Below are 17,701 nucleotides of genomic sequence, written 5' to 3' on the forward strand. Positions count from 1 at the left end.
GATGAGGGAACACCCCAACGTCATCGCCGTGCAGGACGCATTGGATGCCGCGGGAGCGCACACCGCCGACGACGCCCCGTCCATGGTCATCATCCTGGACTCGGCCGCGCACACCGCGGCAGCGGCCGCCGAGGCGCTCTGCATCGAGGTCGGCCAGATCGCCAACTCGTTGATCTTCGACGCCGACGGGGAGCCGCTGCTCGTGCTGACCTCGGGCGCGCACCGGGTCGACACGGCCAAGGTCGCCGCCGGCCTGGGGATCGGGAAGCTTCGGCGGGCCACACCGGAGTTCGTCCGCGAGCACACCGGGCAGGCCATCGGCGGGGTCGCTCCGCTCGGGCACCCCAAGCCGGTCCGTACGCTCGTCGACACCGCGCTCGAGCAGTACCGCGACATCTGGGCGGCGGGCGGGGTGCCGCAGGCGGTCTTCCCGATCACCTTCGCCGAGCTGGTGCGGGTGACCGCCGGCACGCCGGCCGACGTGGCCTGACCCGCCGATGCCGATCACGCTGCATGTCTGGCGGGTGCCGCGGCGCCGGGTCGTGACCGCCATGTTCCGCCTGGCCTTTCCGGGCCCGCATCGGACGTCGTTCGCCAAGTTCCTGGGTACGGCCGATGGCTTCCGTCCCGGTGACGCCGATCTGACCCGATATGCGGCCGTGACCGTGAGCGACGATCCCGTCATCCTCCCCAAGTGGGACAAATTGGCGGTCGCTTCGGCCCGCATAGACCTGACTCCCCTGCGCAGCCGAGGCACCTGGTCCCGGAAGAAACCGTTCGAGCCGGGTAGATCGCCCAGCCGGGACGGCATGGTGCTGGCGCTCACCCGGGCCCGGTTGCGCCCGACCCGGGCCGCGGCGTTCTGGAAGGCCATCGCCCCGGTCGCCCCCGAAGTCGATCAAGCGCCGGGCCTGCTGGCGCACTTCGGCATCGGCGAGGCGCCGATCGGCTTCCAGGGCACGATCAGCGTGTGGCGCGATGCGGCGGACCTGGCCCGATTCGCGTACCGTCAGCCGGAGCATCGCGCGGTGATCGCACGGACGCCGACCGATGGGTGGTACGCCGAGGAGCTTTTCGCCCGATTCGCGGTCGACGAGATCTCGGGCGACCGCGACGTGCTCGGCTGGACCGTAAGAGGGGCGTGACTCGACGATGAGGCTCGTGGCGTGGCAGCCGGACGACCTGCTGCGGCGGCTCGACGACGTGGTGAGCGTCTACGGCGAGGCGATGGGTTACCGCAAGGAGCTGCTGCAGACCCGGCGTGGCTACATCGGCGCCCATGTGCGCCGGGCCGGCTTCCGGGCCGTCGCGACCCTCACCACCGACGGGCGGCTCGCCGGTTTCGGCTACGGCTACACGTCGGGCTCCGGCCAGTGGTGGCACGACCAGGTGCGTTCCCAGCTGGGCGAGGACGACCGGCAGCGCTGGCTGACCAGCTGCTTCGAGGTCGTCGAACTGCACGTGCGCCCGGCGGCACAGGGCCACGGCGTGGGCGCCCGCCAGCTGCGCGCGCTGCTGGCCATGGCCGACGGTGAGACGGTGCTGCTCTCCACGCCCGAGGCCGACGAGCAGAAGTCGCGGGCGTGGCGGCTCTACCGCCGGTTCGGCTTCGCCGACGTGCTGCGCCACTTCCACTTCCCGGGCGACGAGCGGGCCTTCGCCATCCTCGGCCGGGATCTGCCTGTGGTAGAGCGCCCCGCGGAAGACGCCCCCGGCATTGTCGGCATCTAAAGCAAGGCTTCAGTCCGTTTTGGGGCGGCGGGCGGGGCGGTCCGTCTGGCCGTGGGCGCTGCTCGGAGTGCTGGTGCTCGCCCAGATCTGCTATCCGCTGACCTCCGGCGGGACGCGGGCCGCGTTCACCGTGGCCACCGTCGTGATCGGTTACCTGCTGTCGGTCACGCACGCGCTGCTCAGCCGCGGGCCGCGGGCCGCGCTCGCCCTCGTCGGCGCGGCCACGCTGGGCGGCTTCGCGGTCGAGGCGATCGGCGTGGCCACCGGCTTCCCGTTCGGCACCTACGTCTACTCCGGTCAGCTCGGGCCCAAGCTGCTCGGCGTCCCGCTCATCATCCCGCTCGCCTGGACCTGGATGGCCTGGCCGGCCTGGCTGGCCGCGCAACGCCTGCCGATCGCCCGCTGGGCCCGGGTCGGGGTAGCCGCGTTCGGCCTGGCCGCCTGGGATCTCTTCCTCGACCCGCAGATGGTGGCCGAGGGCTACTGGCGGTGGCTCTCCCCCACTCCGGCGCTGCCCGGCGTGCCCGGCATCCCGGTCGGCAACTATCTGGGCTGGCTGGGCTTCGCGGTGGTGCTGATGACCGCGCTGAGTCACTTCTCCCGCGTGCACGAGCCGCGGCCCGGTGACGCTCCCATGCTGGGTCTCTGGTTCTGGACGTACGCTTCGTCCGTGCTCGCCCACGCCGTCTTCCTGAGCCTGCCCGCCTCGGCGGCCTGGGGCGGCGTGCTGATGGGGGCGGCCGTGCTGCCCGTGGCCGTTCGCCTGCTCATCCCGGCCCGGCCCGGCGCCGACCTCCGACGGGTACGGCCGTGAGGTGGCTGGCGTTGCTGCCGTGGGCCGCCCTGACCGCCCACACCGCCGTGAACGCGCTGCTGCTGCGCCGGCCCGGTCCGGCGGCGTCTTCGTCGGGCGAGCGGATCGCCGTGCTTCTCCCCGTGCGTGACGAGGCGGAGCGGGTCGGCGCGTGCCTCGAGTCGTTGCTGGCCCAGCGGGGCACGTCGGATCTGACGATCTACGTGCTCGACGACGGTTCGACCGACGGAACCGCCGAGGTCGTGCGGTCGCTGGCCGGCGACAAGGTGCGGCTGCTGACGGGGACACCGCTGCCGGACGGGTGGCTGGGCAAGCCGCACGCGTGTCAGCAGCTGGCCGACGCCGCGGCGGACGCCGGCGTGCTGTCGTTCGTGGACGCCGACGTGGTGCTCGAACCGGAAGCGATCGCCGCGGCCGTCGCCGAGCTGCGCCGGGCCGGGGTGGGGCTGCTCTCGCCGTACCCGAAGATCACCGGCGCCGGGCGGCTGGTGCAACCGCTGTTGCAGTGGTCCTGGCTGACGTTCCTGCCGCTGCGGGCGATGGAACGCTCGCCGCGCCCGTCGCTGGCCGCGGCCGGCGGGCAGTGGCTGGTCGTCGACGCCGAGGCGTACCGGCGGGCGGGCGGCCATGCGGCGGTGCGCACCGAGATCCTCGAGGACATCGCGCTGGCCCGCGCGGTCAAACGCACCGGAGGCCGCATCGCGCTGGCCGACGGCTCGCGGCTGGCGACCTGCCGCATGTACGACTCGTGGGCCGAACTCACCGCGGGCTACACCAAGTCGCTCTGGGCGTCGTTCGGCTCGCGGTCCGGCGCGGGCGCCGTCGTGGTCACTCTGCTTTTTCTGTACGCGTTCCCGCCGCTCGCCACTGTGGTGCTGACCTCAGCCGGCGCTTCGTCATGGGCCGCCATCGCCCTGGTCGCCTACCTCCTGGGCGTGACCGGCCGCGTGGTAGCCGCCCGAGCGACCGGCGGCCGCGCCTGGCCCGACGCCCTCGCCCATCCCCTCTCGATCGTGCTGTTCGCCCGCCTGGTGGCCCGCTCGTTCCGCCTTCGCGCCCGCGGCGGCCTGACCTGGCGCGGGCGACCCGTATGAGCGACATCGTGGTGATCGGGGCGGGTGTCGGCGGGTTGACGGCGGCGGCCCGGCTGGCGGGTGCGGGGCACTCGGTGACGGTTTTCGAGCGCTCCGGCGAGGTCGGGGGCAAGCTGGCCGTGTACGAGCGGGACGGGTTCCGCTTCGACACCGGGCCCAGCCTGCTCACGCTGCCGCAGGTGTTCACCGAGGCGCAGCCCGACCTGGTGCCGCTCGATCCGGTGGTGCGGCACGTCTTCGCCGACGGCACGGTGCTCGACTCGTCGCCGGTGCACGCCGAGTTTCTCGATCGCATCGCGGCCGCCCTCGGCCCCGAGGCGGCACGGGACTGGGACCGGTTCTGGCAGCGCGCGCGGCGCATCTGGGACGCGTCGTGGCGGTCGGTGCTGCGCAAGCCCGTGACCGCGGCGTCGCTGGCCCGGCTGACGTGGCGGGTCGGCGACCTGGCGGCGATCGCGCCTGGCCGCTCGCTGCGGGCGCTGGGACGGCAGTATCTGCGCGACCCCCGGCTGCGGACGATGCTCGACCGGTACGCGACCTACACCGGCGCCGACCCGCGACGGGCGCCGGCCGCGCTGGCCGCCGTCCCGTACGCGGAGCTCGCGTTCGGCGGCTTCTACGTGCCGGGCGGGCTGGGCACGCTGGCCACGGCGCTGCAGGAGCGCTGCTCCGCCGCGGGCGTGCGGATCGTGCGGAACGCCGAGGTGCGGCGGATCACGACCGAGGGCGGGCGGGTCACCGGCGTACGGCTGGCCGGCGGGGAATGCGTGCCGGCGTCCGCCGTGGTGTCGAATGTGGACGCGCTCACCGTCTACCGCGACCTGCTGCCGGCGCCGCAGCGGCTGGCCGGGCTCACCGACCGCAGCCTGGGCGGCTTCGTGCTGCTGCTGGGCGTGCGGGGCGAGACACCGTCGCTGGCCCACCACACCGTCTTCTTCCCGTCCTATTACGACAGCGAGTTCGACGACATCTTCGGATCGGCGTCCCGGCGGGCCCGGCCGGCCGGCGATCCCACGGTCTTCGTCACCCGGGCCGTCGACCCCGAGGTGCGTCCCGCCGGCTGCGAGGCCTGGTTCGTGCTGATCAACGCGCCGCGCCAGGGCACGGGGTGGCGGGCGGTGGACTGGCGGCGGCCGGGACTCGCCGACGCCTACGCCGATCATGTGCTCGCCGTGCTGGCCCGGCGCGGCCTCGACGTACGAGACCGGTTGCTCTTCCGCGAGACGCGCACACCGGCCGACCTGGCCGCCGCGACGGCCGCCCCGGGCGGCGCCATCTACGGCACGGCGGGTGGCCTGATGCGCCCGGTCAACCACGGCCCGGTCGAGGGGCTGCACCTGGTCGGCGGCTCGGTTCACCCGGGCGGCGGCCTGCCCATGGTCACGCTCTCGGCCCAGATGGTCGCCGACCGCATCGGCCCCGCCTAGACCCCGAAACGAGGCCTAGCGCGGGGCGTGGGCGGCCAGGAACGCCTTGGCTATGGCTGAGGACAGGTCGGCCGGGTTGGTGGCCGGGAACGCCTTGCCGCCGGTGGCCTCGGACATCGCGGTCAGGGCGTTCATGTCGACGTCGGGGCCGTAGCCGAGGGCGAGGACCGGCACCGGGCGGCTCGGGTCCTGCTCGGCGGCCAGCTTGGTCATGAACTGGGCCTGAGTCATCTTGAACGTGGACTCGCCGTCCTCGCCGTCGGTCAGCACCACGACCAGGGTGACCGTGCCGGGCGAGACCTTCTCCCGCATCTCGGCCACGCCGTCGAGCACCGTCTTGTAGAGCGGCGTGCCCGAGTTGTCGGCCGCCCGGTAGTCCACCATCGCCTTGGCCAGCGCCTCGCGGCGGGTCTTGCCGTTGACCGGCGCGGTGATCGGGCCGTAGGACACGACCTCTTTGTGCGGCGGGCTGGTCGGCGTCGGCTGGCCGAAATACCACATGCCGACGGTGGTGTCCTCGGCGAACAGCTCGGCCGCGAACCGGCCCGACTCGCGCAGCAGGCCGGCCCGGGTGGTGCTGCCGCCACCGGGCGCCGTGATCTTCTTGTTCATCGAGCCCGACGCGTCGATGAGCAGCAGCACCTGGGTGCTGAGCGACTTGTACTCGCTCCACATCGTCGCCATGGCCAGCAGCTGTTTCGGCTGGGTGGGTAGCGGCAGCGTGTTGGGCAGCGGCGCCGGGCGGAACCCGGCCTTGGTGAGCGACGAGCGGGTGATCGCCGCGCGCAGCTGGGCGGTCAGCTCGATGTCCTGATTGTTCTTGGCCACGGCGAACGGGTAGTCGGCCTCGACCTGGCCGTCGGCCGGGAACGCGCCCTTGAGCTGGACGGTGTGCTTGCCCTGCTGGTAAGTGCGCAGCTGCTGCTCGGTGGTGGGGAAGACGCCGACGTCGTAGACCACACCGTTGGTGTTCCACTGCTGGGCGATCCGGGACATCAGCTTGGTCGGGTCGGCCGTGGCCTCGGCGAGCCGGCTGCGCAGGGTCAGCGCCCGCAGCTGGGCGATGCCGGCGTCGGGCGTGGTGCGGGCCATGGCCGCGTTGACGCCGTAGACCGAGAGCAGGCCGGTCGTGCTGGCCTGCGCGTCGGGCATGGTCACGGCGGGCAGCCGGCCGGCGGCCAGGGCCCCGGTGAGCTGGGCCCACGAGGTCTGGTCGCCCTTGGCGATCGACGTGGTCACCGCGACCGGGGCGGCCAGCATGATCGGCGAGTGGGCCAGCGGCTTGCCCTCCGCGGTGAAGGCGGCGCCGCCCGCGTTGGCGATGCCCAGCCAGGCGCTGCTGGACGGGATCCAGACGTCGGGCTTGGCCGCGTTGGCCACGGTGAGGCCCGGCTCCTCGGCGACGACCTCGACGGGGTCGCACGGCTTGGCCGGGTCGTCGTCGAGCGTCTTGGCCGCGGCGCTCACCACCGGCGCGATCTCGGGGGCGGCGACGACCCGCAGCTTCACGCCGGGGCAGGTGGAGGCCGACGGCGAGCGCGCCGGGACGGCGGAGTTGGAGGTCGGGGCGGGGTCGCGGGAGTACATCCACCAGGTCGTGCCGCCGGCCACGGCGACGAGCAGCAGCACGATCGCGGCCGCGAGCAGCACCCGGCCGGCGCCGCCACCGGGCGGTCCGTGGTGAGTGATCGGCTGATCGACCGGCCCTTGGTTGCCCCTCGGCAGCTCCGACATCGCACCCACCTCTCCCTCTGTTCCGCCCGCACCGATCGAGATCTCTCCATCGAGCAGGCTGGTCCGACGTGAGCGAATAGTAATCACATATGGGCGACTGACGACGGTCGGCCCCTATTGGCACGTTGCCGATAGACAGAGAGTGTTACATCACCTACCCTGCGGCCGCGCCATCGCAACTGCGATCGATTCTCCGTTCTCACCTGTGTCAACACGGTTCTGGGCCGCCCCGCCACGGACCGTGTCCACATCGAAGCCCACCGCTTCAACGGCGGTCCCCAACGCGCTTTCGGACCGAAAACGCAGCGTGGCGGGACTCACGACCTCGTCACTGTGAGTAAATGCATAGTGCCGAGTTGCCGAGACCGCAGCCTCGACCACTAAATCTACATTCATCCATGTGTCGACGATCTCACCGGCGGGTCGCACAACAGCCGACGTGAGCCGACGGGATTCCGGGACGACCACGCGCGGGCTCCGGATCGCGGCAGTCGAAGATCAACCAGCCGCCCGCGGCGCAACACCCGCAAGGTCAACAGCCACTGCTCGTCACTGACGAGGAACTGCGCCAGGTGACTCGTCATCGGGACCGCCTCGGCCACGGTCTCCCGAATTCCCCACGGTGCACCGCCCAGACACTAGGGTCGGTCCCATGGAATGGCTGGCCCCCGAGCGTTACGCGGCCGAGCTCGAGGCGGAGGCGGGGCGGCTGGGCGCGGCGGCGGCCCGGCTGCCGATCGCGACGATCGTGCCCACCTGCCCCGAGTGGACGGTCCACGACCTGGTCACGCACGTCGGCTCGGGCCACCACTACGCCGCCGACGTCCTCGCGACCGGCGGCCCGGTGGAATACGAGCGCGTCGGCGCACCGTCCGATCCGGACGTCTGGACGCCGTGGCTGCTCGACGGCGCGCAACGGCTGAACGCCGCCGTGGCCGACCGGGGCTTCGGCAGCGAGGTGTGGAGCTGGCACCCGCGGCACCAGACAGCCGGGTTCTGGTTGCGGCGCATGGTCCACGACCAGGTCATCCACCGCTTCGACGCCGACCCGACCGGCGACGTGGCCCCCGACCTGGCCGCCGACGGGGTGTCCGACCTGCTGCTCAGCTTCGAGATGTTCGAGGCGCTGCGCGGCCACGGAGAGACCCTTCAGTTCAGCGCCACCGACATCCCGCGAAGTTGGCACGTCACGCTCACCAGCAGCGGCATCACGTGGAACGACGGCGACCACGGGGCCGACGTGACGCTGACCGCCCCGGTGCGGGAGCTGTTACTGATTCTCAACCGGCGCCTGCCCGCGCCCAGGGCCGACGGGGACGCCGCTCTGTGGGAACAGTGGCAGGAGGGCTCGCGGTTCTGAGCGCCGCTGGAGGCTTGCGCTCGATGGCGCGTACCAGATCCGCTTCTCAGAGAGGACGGACGCCGAGCGGGAGTTCCTCGGTGGCTATGTGATGCAGCAGGGTCGCCCGCAGCGCCTCGGCGGCATGCGGCAGGACCGAGCGCTTGCGATGGGCCAGCGCGATCGTGCGGCGCATGCCGGGCGGAGCCAGCGGGGTCGCCCGCAGCAGCGGCCGGTTGGCCAGCACCATGCTCGGCACCAGGGCCACACCCAGCCCGGCCTCGACGAAGGCCAGCACGGCGTCCATCTCGCCGCCCTCGACGGCGAACTTCGGGGTGAAGCCCGCCTTCTGGCAGGCCTCGAGGGTGACGCCGCGAATGTCGTAGCCGGCGCGGAACATGACCAGCGGCGTGTGCTCGAGCTCGGCCAGCGCGATCTGCGGATTACGGGTGGGCGGCGGCCCGTCGGCCACCGACGCCACGACGAGGCTCTCGCGCAGCACGGGAGCGGCGCTCAGCGAATCGTCGACGCCCTCCTCGGGCTGGACGATCAGGGCCAGGTCGAGCGTGTGGGCCAGCAGGTTCTCGATCAGGTCCTGCGAGCCGCCCTCGTTGACGTACAGCTGGATCTCGGGATGCCGGCCCCGGAACGTGCGAAGCACCTCGGGCACGAGCGACGAGCACAGGCTCGGGGTGGCGCCCAGCCGCACCTCGCCGCGACGCAGACCGACGATGTCGGCGACCGCCTCCTGGGCCGCGTCGGCGTCCGCGACCATCCGCTGAGCCAGCGGCAGCAGTGTCTGCCCGGCCGCCGTGAGGGTCACACCACCACGAATCCGCTCGAAAAGGGGTGCCCCGAGGGTCGCTTCCAGCGTGTGAATTTGCTTACTGAGGGTCGGCTGGGAGACGCCCAGAATGTCCGCCGCTTGGGTGAAGTGACGGGTTTGTTCGACTGCGAGAAAGTACCGAAGCTGCTGGAGCTGCACCTCGATAGCTTATCTCTATGAACACTGCGTCGATCATGCATTAGACGAATCGTCGCCCGCTCCCTACCGTCCAGTGTGTGGCGGTAGATACTTCGACCCGGAAGTCGGCGGCGGCAGCGCCCGCTCCGGGCAAAATGGCGCGGCGCCGGTCCTCGGTCGCCCTCAAGCTCTTCATGGCGGTCACCGGCCTGCTGCTGGTCGCCTTCCTGTACGTGCACATGATCGGCAACCTGAAAATCTTCTTCGGCGCCGAGACCTTCGACCACTACGCGCACTGGCTGCGGACCATCGGCACCCCGCTGCTCCCCGAGGCCTGGTACCTCTACATCCAGCGCGCGGTGCTGACCGTGGCCGTGGTCGGGCACATCGTGGCGGCGACGATCCTGGCCCGCCGGGCCCGGCTGGCACGCCCGGTCAAGTACGCGCACCGGCCCAAGGTGCAGGGCAGCTACGCCGCCCGCACGATGCGCTGGGGCGGCGTGATCGTCCTGCTCTTCGTGATCTACCACATCCTCGACCTGACCACGCTCACACTGAACCCGCACGGGGTCAGCGGCGAGGTGTACCGCAACGTGGCCGAGGACTTCGCGCCCGGCCGCTGGTACGTGACGCTCTTCTACACGCTGTCGATCGTCGCGGTCGGCTTCCACCTGCGGCACGGCCTGTGGAGCGCGGTGCGCACCTTCGGCCTGCAGAGCCCGCGCGGCGAGCTCTACGCCCGCGCGACAGCCCTGGTGCTGTCGCTGGTGCTGGTCGTCGGCTACCTCTCGGTGCCGTTCGCGGTTCTCGTCGGATTGGTGGACTGAACACATGGGTGACTTCTGGAACGACGGCGACCCGATCGCCGACACCGCCGCCCCCGAGGGCCCGATCGAGACCCGCTGGGAGCGCCGTCAGTTCAGCGCCAAGCTGGTCAACCCGGCCAACCGGCGCAAGCTGACGGTCATCGTGGTCGGCACCGGCCTGGCCGGCGGCTCCGCGGCGGCCACGCTGGCCGAGGCGGGCTACCACGTCAAGTCGTACTGCTATCAGGACAGCCCGCGGCGGGCCCACTCGATCGCCGCTCAGGGTGGCATCAACGCCGCGAAGAACTACCGCAACGACGGCGACTCGATCTACCGGCTGTTCTACGACACCGTCAAGGGCGGCGACTTCCGCGCCCGCGAGTCGAACGTCTACCGCCTGGCGACGGTGTCGGTGAACATCATCGACCAGTGCGTGGCCCAGGGCGTGCCGTTCGCCCGCGAGTACGGCGGCCTGCTCGACAACCGCTCGTTCGGCGGCACGCAGGTCTCCCGCACGTTCTATGCCCGGGGCCAGACCGGCCAGCAGCTGCTGCTCGGCGCCTACCAGGCCATGGAGCGCCAGATCGGCCTGGGCAACATCGAGATGAACGCCCGGCACGAGATGCTCGAGCTGATCGTCGTCGACGGCAAGGCCCGCGGCATCGTCGTGCGCGACATGGTCACCGGCGAGATCACCACCGAGATGGCCGACGCGGTCGTGCTCGCCTCGGGCGGCTACGGCAACGTCTTCTTCCTCTCGACCAACGCCAAGGGCTGCAACGTCACCGCGTCGTGGCGGGCCCACCGCAAGGGCGCGCTGTTCGCGAACCCGTGCTACACGCAGATCCACCCCACCTGCATCCCCGAGTCGGGCACGCACCAGAGCAAGCTCACGCTGATGAGCGAGTCGCTGCGCAACGACGGCCGGGTGTGGGTGCCGAAGTCCTCCTCGGATTCGCAGAAGCCGGCGGCGGATATTCCCGAGGCCGACCGCGACTACTACCTGGAGCGGATCTACCCGTCGTTCGGCAACCTGGTCCCCCGCGACATCGCGTCGCGCGCGGCCAAGAACGTCTGCGACGAAGGTCGCGGCGTCGGTCCCGGCGGGCTCGGTGTCTACCTGGACTTCGCGGACGCGATCAAGCGGCTGGGCAAGAAGGCAGTCGAGGCCAAGTACGGCAACCTCTTCGAGATGTACCAGCGGATCACCGGCGAGGACCCGTACGAGGTCCCGATGCGGATCTACCCGGCGGTGCACTACACGATGGGCGGCCTCTGGGTCGACTACGACCTGCAGTCGACCATCCCCGGCCTGTTCGTCGTGGGCGAGGCCAACTTCTCCGACCACGGCGCCAACCGTCTCGGCGCGTCCGCGCTGATGCAGGGCCTGGGCGACGGCTACTTCGTGCTGCCCACGACGCTGGGCAACTACCTGGCCAACGGCCCCTACGAGAAGATCTCCGAGGATCACGAGGAGGTCGTCGCGGCCCGCGCCGAGGTCGAGAACCGCATCAAGCGCCTCCTGGAGATCGACGGCGACCGTACGGTCGACAGCTTCCACCGCGAGCTCGGCCACATCATGTGGGAGTACTGCGGCATGGAGCGCACCGAGGAGGGCCTGACCAAGGCCATCGGGCTCATCCGCAGCCTGCGCGACGAGTTCTGGCTGCGGGTCAAGGTGCCCGGCACCGGCGAGCAGCTCAACCAGAACCTCGAGAAGGCCGGCCGCGTCGCCGACTTCTTCGAGCTCGCCGAGCTCATGTGCATCGACGCGCTGCACCGCCGCGAGTCCTGCGGCGGTCACTTCCGCGGCGAGTCGCAGACCCCCGACGGCGAGGCCCTGCGTCACGACGACGAGTTCAGCTACGTCGCGGCCTGGGAGTACGCCACCGGCGACAGCGGAAAGCCCACCCTGCACAAGGAACAGCTCGAATTCGAGTACGTCCACCCGAGCACCCGGAGCTACAAGTAATGGACATCAAGGTACGGGTCTGGCGGCAGACCGACCCGGACACCGCCGGGAAGATGGTCACCTACGGCGTCAAGGACATCTCGCCCGACGCCAGCTTCCTCGAGATGCTGGACGTGCTGAACGAGTCGCTGATCCTCGACGGTGACGACCCGATCGCGTTCGACCACGACTGCCGCGAGGGCATCTGCGGCGCGTGCAGCATGGTGATCGACGGCGTGGCCCACGGCCCGGAGAAGGCCACCACGACCTGCCAGCTGCACATGCGCCACTTCTCCGACGGCGACGTCATCGACGTGGAGCCGTGGCGCGCCGCCGCCTTCCCGGTGATCAAGGACCTGGTCGTCGACCGCAGCGCCTTCGACCACATCATCGCGTCCGGCGGCTACATCACCGCCCCCACCGGCGCCGCGCCCGAGGCACACGCCACCCCGGTGCCCAAGGCGGACGCCGACCTGGCCTTCGAGGCAGCCACCTGCATCGGCTGCGGCGCCTGCGTAGCGGCCTGCCCGAACGGCTCGGCGATGCTCTTCACCGCGGCCAAGGTCGCCCACCTGGGGCTGATGCCGCAGGGCCAGCCCGAGCGCGACACCCGCGTCATCGACATGCTGCAGGCGCAGGACGACGCCGGCTTCGGCGGCTGCACCAACATGGGCGAGTGCAGCCAGGTCTGCCCCAAGGGCATCCCGCTGACCCTGATCGGGCGGCTCAACGCGGACTACCGCAAGGCCGTCCGCAAGAAGATCTGAGCACCACCTGACGAAAGGCCGGGCACAGCGTTGTGCCCGGCCTTTCCCTTATCCGCATCACCGCGCCTGCCGCCGGCCGGTACGCACCCGGGCCGTTCTCAAGCGCGCCGCTTGATGCCACGCACCGCTTGAAGCCACGCACCGTTTCAGGCGCTCACCGTTTTCAGCGCGCGCCGTCTGAAGCCCACGCGCCGTTCTAAGCGCGCACCCGCCGTTCAAGTGCGCACCCGCCGTTCAAATGCGCGCCGTTTCGATAGCGGCCGCCGCATCCCGCCGACTGCTTGCCCCTCGCAGCGCGATCACTCCGGCCGCGACGCCGAGGACTGCGGCGGCGATCAGCGGCAGGACAGCGCCGAGATGGACGAGGGCGGCCCCCAGCGGGATACCGACGGCGACCGGAGCGAACATGACCGTGGTGGAGGTAGCGGCGACCCGTCCGAGCAGGTGGTCCGGCGTCAGGGTCTGCACGGCGGTCACGGCCGCGATCAGGGTCCACGGCAACCCGACGCCGATCACCAGGCTGCCCACGATCATCGCCGGCCACCACGGCAGCGACTGGGCCAGGCAGCCGGCCGCGAACAGGACAGCCCCGACCCCCACGACCGTGAGCGGCGCCGTCCGAGCCAGCAACCGCCCGACCACGAGCCCCGAGACGATCGACCCCGCCCCCTGCGCCGTGCCGAGATACCCCAGGCGGGTCGCCGGCAGCTGCAGATCGTGCACGAGGTGGGCCAGCACCGCAGCGTCCTTCAACCCCGACGCCCCGATGGCGACCGCCGCCAGTAGCACCGGCCCCCGCACGGCAGCCACCCCGAACAACGCCCGCAGCCCGGCCCGGAACCCGCGTCCTTCGTCGGGCCGGCCTGCCTCTCCCACTCCTGCCGCACCGACGGCCGCACCCGCCGCGCCCGCGCCTCCCGCGCCGACGACCGCACCGGCCACGTCCTCGGCCGCTCCCCCGGAGTTGACGGCGGCCGGCGCGTTGAGGCGAACTGCGGTGTAGCAGGCAGCCGTGAGCAGCGGTGTGGCGGCGCTGAGGACGATGACGGCTGTCGGCCCCTGCCAGGCGTACAGGCTCGCGCCGGCCAGCGGCGCCACCAGCTTCATGCCCTCCTGGGCGCTGGAACGCCAGCCGTTCACGTCGGCCAGGATCTTCCGGGACAGGGCCGACGGCAGGATGGCGGTCTCGCCGGCGTCGATCAGCACGTAGCCGACGCCGCGGACCAGCAGCACGGCGAAGATCAGCCAGGCTGCTCCGGCGGACCGGACGGCGAGCAGCGCCAGCATGATGCCGCCCAGGGCCAGGTCGACCACGATGAGCAGCGGGCGCCGGGGCAGGCGGTCGGCCAGCCCGCCCAGCCAGGGCGCGGCGAATGTGGGCGCGTAGACGCAGACGGCCGTCAGCGCGGCCAGGCTGACCGAGCCGGTGAGGTCGTAGACCCAGATGCCGGCGGCCAACGTCATGGTCGTGCTGCCGAAGCCGGACAGCAGCGAGATCAGCACGAACAGGAGCGCGTTGCGCCGCATGCCGCCTCCGGAGGATTGAGTGGCGAGGACTCATATCCTTCAGAGTTGAGCGGCAAGCTGTCAATGTTTGGTGACGCTGCGGCCAATGCGTGCCGCAGACGGTCGACGGCGGCACGGGTGGTGGCCGGCAGCGGACGTTCCGCCGCGGCGACCGCGGCGTCGAGGTCGGCCGTCACCGCCTCGGCCAGGGCGAACAAGGCCCCGCCGGTCGCGCCGGGCACGGCGGCCAGCGTCTCGCGCACGAGGACGGCGCGGGTGAAGCGACGGTCCCAGCGGCGGTCGGCACCGACCCGACGGTGCAGGTCGAGCGCCGATTTACGCAGCTCAGCGATCTTTTCGCCGTACTCGTCGGGCACGGACGGCGCAGCGCGGACAGCCGCGACAAGACGCAACCGCCGCTGCTCGGCCGCCTGCCGGCTGCCCAGCCCGAGCGCGTCCGCGATCTCGCCCCAGGTGGCGCCCGCGCGCCGGGCCTGGTCGATGAGGTCGAGCTCGCGAGCCTCGAGCCGCGCCCGTGCGGCCGGAATCCCCCGCAAGTCCGTCAGATCAGCCACGCCGCTACCCTAGCAATGTCAACACTTAATTGACATGGTTCGGCGGGCAACGCCTCTCGTACCGGCGCTGTGGCGGCCCCGAATTCGCCGACCAGCCAGGGAGGAGGCGTCCAGCGGGAAAACCGTCCGGAGCAGGCCGGAAGGAGTCAGGCGGCCGGGCGCAGCGACTTCAGCAGGGCGATGTCGGCGGCGTGGCCCTCGTGCTCGACCGTCGGCGTCTCCACGATCACCGGAATGCCGGCCGTCGCGGGGTGGGCCAGCAACTCGGCGAAGGGCGCGGCCCCGATGCGGCCCTGGCCGATCGTCTCGTGCCGGTCGCGGGTCGAACCGCAGTCGTCCTTCGAGTCGTTGGCGTGGATCAGCTGGAGCCGGCCGGGACCCACCGACGCGACCAGGGCGTCCAGCGTCGCCGTCATGCCGCCCGGCGTGGCCAGGTCGTGCCCGGCCGCCCAGGCGTGGCAGGTGTCGAAGCAGACGCCCAGGCGCGGATGGTTGTCGACGGCGTCCAGATACCGCGAGAGATCCTGCACCTTGGAGGCCAGGCTGCGCCCGCCACCGGCGCTCGGCTCGACCAGCAGCTGCGGCATGCCGTCGCGGTCGAGCAACGGCAGCAGAGCTTCACGCAGCTGGTGGAACGCCTTGTCGTCGTGCGCCTCGTCGACCGAGCTGCCCGCGTGGAACACCACGGCGGTGGCGCCGATCGCCTTGCCCCGCTCCAGCGCGTGGGCCAGCACGGCGATCGACTTCTCGACGGTCAGCCCGGTCGGTGAGCCCAGGTTCACCAGCAGCGAGGCATGGATGTACGCCGGAACCTCGCGCTCGCCGATGCCGTCGCGGAACAGCACGTCCTGCTTCGGGTCGCCCGGCGGCAGAGCCCAGCCGCGCGAGTTCGACACGTACACCTGCAGCGTCTCGGACCCCGCGGCGTCGGCGTACGGGAGGGCGGCCTTGGCCAACCCGCCCGACGTCTTGGTGTGCGACCCGATCCGGCGGTGATTTAGAAGCACTGCAGGGCCACCTCGGTCTGCGGTTCGACCTGGGTGTTGCCGCCCGGCTGCTGGCTGCGTACGAACGCATTGGGATTGAAGTCGATGCGCACGCGCAGACCCAGTTGCTCGAGGGCGGCCTTGGCCTGCTGGCACGGCTGGTTGGTCAGGTCGGGCACGGTGACCAGCGGCGGGCCCTTGCTGACGTCGAGGGTGACCTCGTCGTCCTTGTTGGCGCCGGTGCCCGCCTTGGGGTTCTGCCCGATGACCGCGTCCTTGGGCTGGTCGCTGTCCTTGTAGCGCTCGGCCGCGGTCAGCCCCAGCTGGGCCAGCTCGTTGCGGGCGTCGTTGATGTTCTTGCCGGTGAGATCCGGCACCCGGATCGGGGCGCGGCCCTTGCTGACCACGACCGTGACCGTCGCCCCGCGCTTGAGCTGCGTGCCCGTCTTGGGGTCGGACGAGATGACCGCCCCCTCGGGCACCGTGTCGCTGTACTGGCTCGCGCCCTCTTTCACTTTTAGGCTGAGCTGTTCGAGCTCGCCCCGGGCGGCGGCCAGCTCGGCCCCGGCCAGGTCGGGCACCGCGAAACGCTCCGGGCCCAGCGACAGCGTCACCGTGATGACGCCACCCTTGACGACCTTGCCGTCCGGCGCCGGGTCCTGCGACACCACCGTGTCCTTGGGGGCCGACTCGCTGTACGCGCCGTCGCCGTACAGGATCTCGAAGCCCTGCTGCTGTGCGCTCAGCTCGACCTGCGCCTTGGTCTGATTGATCAGCGAGGGCGCGTCGGTGTAGCGGCCCAGCGTGACCCACCACGTGCTGCCGACGACGACCAGCACCATCACCGCGATCGCAGCCGACAGCAGGATGCGCCGACGGTCGGGGCCTTCGCTGCCCCGCTTGGCCGATCGTGGGAGGCGGCCCGCGGTGTATTCCTGACCGCGCGGGGCGGCCTGGTTGGGCAACCGCGCCCACGAGGGCCGGTCGCCGGCGCCGACGGCGGGCACCACCGCGGTGGCGTCGACCATCGCGCCCCGGGTCGGTGGCACCTGACGCAGCAGCGCCGTCTCGACGTTGGCGGCGCCGAGATCGTCGCGCACGGTCTGCACCTCGGCCAGCAGCGCGCCGGCGTCGGTCGGCCGGGCCCCCGGGTCGCGGCGGGTGGCCCGCGCGGTGAGGTCGTCGAGCACCTTGGGCAGGCCCTTGACCAGGCTCGACGGGGCCGGAACGTCGTTGTCGACGTGCTGCCAGGCGACCGCCACCGGGTCGTCGCCGTCGAACGGCACCCGGCCGGTCAGCATCTCGAACAGCACGATGCCGGCCGAGTAGACGTCGGTGCGCGCGTCGGCGTGGCCGTCGGTGACGAGTTCCGGCGCCACGTAGGCCACCGTGGCCATGAGCTGACCGGAATCGTCGGCGCTGCTCGCCTCGACGGCGCGCGCGAGCCCGAAGTCGGCCACCTTGACCACGGCGTCGACCAGGTTGGCCAGGCCACCGCTGGGCGCCTCGGCGACCAGCACGTTCTCGGGCTTGACGTCCCGGTGGACGAGGCCGGCCCGGTGGGCGGCGGCGATCGCGGCGAGCATCTGCTCGAGGATCGCCAGCGCCTCGACCGGACTGAGCCGGCGGCGCTGGGTGAGCAGGTCGCGCAGGGTGCGGCCCTGCACGTACTCCATGACCAGATAGGGCAGGCCCTGGTGGCGGCCCTGGTCGTACACGGCGACGACGTTGGGATGGGTGAGCCGGGCGATCGTCTTGGCCTCGTCGGTGAACCTGTCCACGAAGTGGGCGTTGGCTGCCTGCGACGGGTGAATGATCTTCAGGGCGACGGTGCGCTCGAGTCGTTCATCGGTGGCTGTGTAGACGGTTGCCATGCCACCACGGGCCACGCGACCGGTGATCCGGTAGCGGCCGTCAATCGTCGTGCCGATCAACGTGTCGGCGACTGTGGTGTCCATCGGCGTGAAGTGTATGTGTCTTTCGCGTGGGGGCGGTCCAGGATGTCAC

The 17,701-nt window shown here is 71.4% G+C and carries 16 protein-coding genes; 10 read left to right on the forward strand and 6 right to left on the reverse strand.

What is annotated here, in order from left to right; genetic code table 11:
- The first annotated feature begins 1 nt into the window (after nt 1).
- The 6 genes from KXC43_RS12295 to KXC43_RS12320 all read left to right on the forward strand — a co-directional run bounded on the left by KXC43_RS12295 (nt 2) and on the right by KXC43_RS12320 (nt 5,066).
- The gene (locus KXC43_RS12295) at nt 2–490 is read left to right on the forward strand and encodes a YbaK/EbsC family protein (protein ID WP_221376141.1); all 489 of its coding nucleotides are present in this window, start codon (nt 2–4) and stop codon (nt 488–490) included.
- 7 nt (nt 491–497) lie between these two features.
- Nucleotides 498–1,145, forward strand: coding sequence for a monooxygenase (locus KXC43_RS12300; RefSeq protein WP_221376142.1), 648 nt, complete (start codon nt 498–500; stop codon nt 1,143–1,145).
- Nucleotides 1,146–1,152: 7 nt separating this feature from the next.
- Nucleotides 1,153–1,731 (forward strand): GNAT family N-acetyltransferase, encoded by a 579-nt coding sequence (locus KXC43_RS12305; RefSeq protein WP_221376143.1) that lies wholly within the window; start codon nt 1,153–1,155, stop codon nt 1,729–1,731.
- A gap of 70 nt (nt 1,732–1,801) precedes the next feature.
- Nucleotides 1,802–2,545, forward strand: coding sequence for a carotenoid biosynthesis protein (locus tag KXC43_RS12310; RefSeq protein ID WP_438870883.1), 744 nt, complete (start codon nt 1,802–1,804; stop codon nt 2,543–2,545).
- A complete protein-coding gene (locus KXC43_RS12315) occupies nt 2,542–3,639 on the forward strand; it encodes a glycosyltransferase family 2 protein (RefSeq protein ID WP_221376145.1) in 1,098 nt (365 codons plus the stop codon). Before KXC43_RS12310 ends, KXC43_RS12315 begins: the two co-directional genes overlap by 4 nt.
- A complete protein-coding gene (locus tag KXC43_RS12320) occupies nt 3,636–5,066 on the forward strand; it encodes a phytoene desaturase family protein (protein ID WP_221376146.1) in 1,431 nt (476 codons plus the stop codon). Before KXC43_RS12315 ends, KXC43_RS12320 begins: the two co-directional genes overlap by 4 nt.
- A 15-nt stretch (nt 5,067–5,081) precedes the next feature.
- Here the strand turns inward: KXC43_RS12320 and KXC43_RS12325 are convergent, their stop codons facing one another.
- The gene (locus KXC43_RS12325; RefSeq protein WP_221376147.1) at nt 5,082–6,800 is read right to left on the reverse strand and encodes a substrate-binding domain-containing protein; all 1,719 of its coding nucleotides are present in this window, start codon (nt 6,798–6,800) and stop codon (nt 5,082–5,084) included.
- A gap of 652 nt (nt 6,801–7,452) precedes the next feature.
- On the opposite strand from KXC43_RS12325, the gene KXC43_RS12330 reads away from it, so the two are divergent.
- Nucleotides 7,453–8,160 carry a maleylpyruvate isomerase family mycothiol-dependent enzyme gene (locus KXC43_RS12330; protein WP_221376148.1) on the forward strand — a complete coding sequence of 236 codons (708 nt, stop codon included), beginning with the start codon at nt 7,453–7,455 and terminating at the stop codon, nt 8,158–8,160.
- Between the two features lie 46 nt (nt 8,161–8,206).
- On the opposite strand, the gene KXC43_RS12335 is transcribed toward KXC43_RS12330, so the two are convergent.
- Nucleotides 8,207–9,130 carry a LysR family transcriptional regulator gene (locus KXC43_RS12335; RefSeq protein ID WP_221376298.1) on the reverse strand — a complete coding sequence of 308 codons (924 nt, stop codon included), beginning with the start codon at nt 9,128–9,130 and terminating at the stop codon, nt 8,207–8,209.
- Nucleotides 9,131–9,258: 128 nt separating this feature from the next.
- Between KXC43_RS12335 and KXC43_RS12340 the strand changes: the two genes are divergently transcribed.
- From KXC43_RS12340 to KXC43_RS12350, 3 genes are read left to right on the forward strand one after another with little or no spacing between them, the layout of a single operon-like run.
- Nucleotides 9,259–9,930, forward strand: a complete 672-nt coding sequence (locus KXC43_RS12340; protein ID WP_221376299.1) for a succinate dehydrogenase cytochrome b subunit — start codon at nt 9,259–9,261, stop codon at nt 9,928–9,930.
- Nucleotides 9,931–9,934: 4 nt separating this feature from the next.
- Nucleotides 9,935–11,881: a fumarate reductase/succinate dehydrogenase flavoprotein subunit gene (locus tag KXC43_RS12345; RefSeq protein WP_221376149.1), complete on the forward strand. Its 1,947-nt coding sequence runs from the start codon at nt 9,935–9,937 to the stop codon at nt 11,879–11,881.
- Entirely contained in the window at nt 11,881–12,627 is a 747-nt protein-coding gene (locus KXC43_RS12350) for a succinate dehydrogenase/fumarate reductase iron-sulfur subunit (RefSeq protein WP_221376150.1), read from the forward strand. The genes KXC43_RS12345 and KXC43_RS12350 overlap by 1 nt, the downstream gene beginning before the upstream one ends.
- Before the next feature lie 234 nt (nt 12,628–12,861).
- Here KXC43_RS12350 and KXC43_RS12355 read toward each other — a convergent pair whose 3' ends face one another.
- The 4 genes from KXC43_RS12355 to pknB form a co-directional block, all read right to left on the reverse strand.
- Nucleotides 12,862–14,154 (reverse strand): MFS transporter, encoded by a 1,293-nt coding sequence (locus tag KXC43_RS12355; protein WP_221376151.1) that lies wholly within the window; start codon nt 14,152–14,154, stop codon nt 12,862–12,864.
- Nucleotides 14,124–14,708, reverse strand: coding sequence for a hypothetical protein (locus tag KXC43_RS12360; protein ID WP_308129057.1), 585 nt, complete (start codon nt 14,706–14,708; stop codon nt 14,124–14,126). The genes KXC43_RS12355 and KXC43_RS12360 overlap by 31 nt, the downstream gene beginning before the upstream one ends.
- A 146-nt stretch (nt 14,709–14,854) precedes the next feature.
- Nucleotides 14,855–15,715, reverse strand: coding sequence for a deoxyribonuclease IV (locus KXC43_RS12365; RefSeq protein WP_308129058.1), 861 nt, complete (start codon nt 15,713–15,715; stop codon nt 14,855–14,857).
- Nucleotides 15,706–17,652 (reverse strand): Stk1 family PASTA domain-containing Ser/Thr kinase, encoded by a 1,947-nt coding sequence (gene pknB, locus KXC43_RS12370; RefSeq protein WP_221376152.1) that lies wholly within the window; start codon nt 17,650–17,652, stop codon nt 15,706–15,708. The genes KXC43_RS12365 and pknB overlap by 10 nt, the downstream gene beginning before the upstream one ends.
- Between the last annotated feature and the right edge of the window lie 49 nt (nt 17,653–17,701).

It is taken from the genome of Paractinoplanes polyasparticus (genome assembly GCF_019710575.1).
Lineage (GTDB): Bacteria > Actinomycetota > Actinomycetes > Mycobacteriales > Micromonosporaceae > Actinoplanes > Actinoplanes polyasparticus.

Coding starts and splice junctions, on each gene's coding strand:
- KXC43_RS12345 (WP_221376149.1), top strand. CDS start 9,935: ATGGGTGACTTCTGGAACGACGGCGACCCGATCGCCGACACCGCCGCC.
- KXC43_RS12295 (WP_221376141.1), top strand. CDS start 2: ATGAGGGAACACCCCAACGTCATCGCCGTGCAGGACGCATTGGATGCC.
- pknB (WP_221376152.1), bottom strand. CDS start 17,652: ATGGACACCACAGTCGCCGACACGTTGATCGGCACGACGATTGACGGC.
- KXC43_RS12300 (WP_221376142.1), top strand. CDS start 498: ATGCCGATCACGCTGCATGTCTGGCGGGTGCCGCGGCGCCGGGTCGTG.
- KXC43_RS12305 (WP_221376143.1), top strand. CDS start 1,153: ATGAGGCTCGTGGCGTGGCAGCCGGACGACCTGCTGCGGCGGCTCGAC.
- KXC43_RS12330 (WP_221376148.1), top strand. CDS start 7,453: ATGGAATGGCTGGCCCCCGAGCGTTACGCGGCCGAGCTCGAGGCGGAG.
- KXC43_RS12340 (WP_221376299.1), top strand. CDS start 9,259: ATGGCGCGGCGCCGGTCCTCGGTCGCCCTCAAGCTCTTCATGGCGGTC.
- KXC43_RS12350 (WP_221376150.1), top strand. CDS start 11,881: ATGGACATCAAGGTACGGGTCTGGCGGCAGACCGACCCGGACACCGCC.
- KXC43_RS12325 (WP_221376147.1), bottom strand. CDS start 6,800: ATGTCGGAGCTGCCGAGGGGCAACCAAGGGCCGGTCGATCAGCCGATC.
- KXC43_RS12355 (WP_221376151.1), bottom strand. CDS start 14,154: ATGCGGCGCAACGCGCTCCTGTTCGTGCTGATCTCGCTGCTGTCCGGC.
- KXC43_RS12320 (WP_221376146.1), top strand. CDS start 3,636: ATGAGCGACATCGTGGTGATCGGGGCGGGTGTCGGCGGGTTGACGGCG.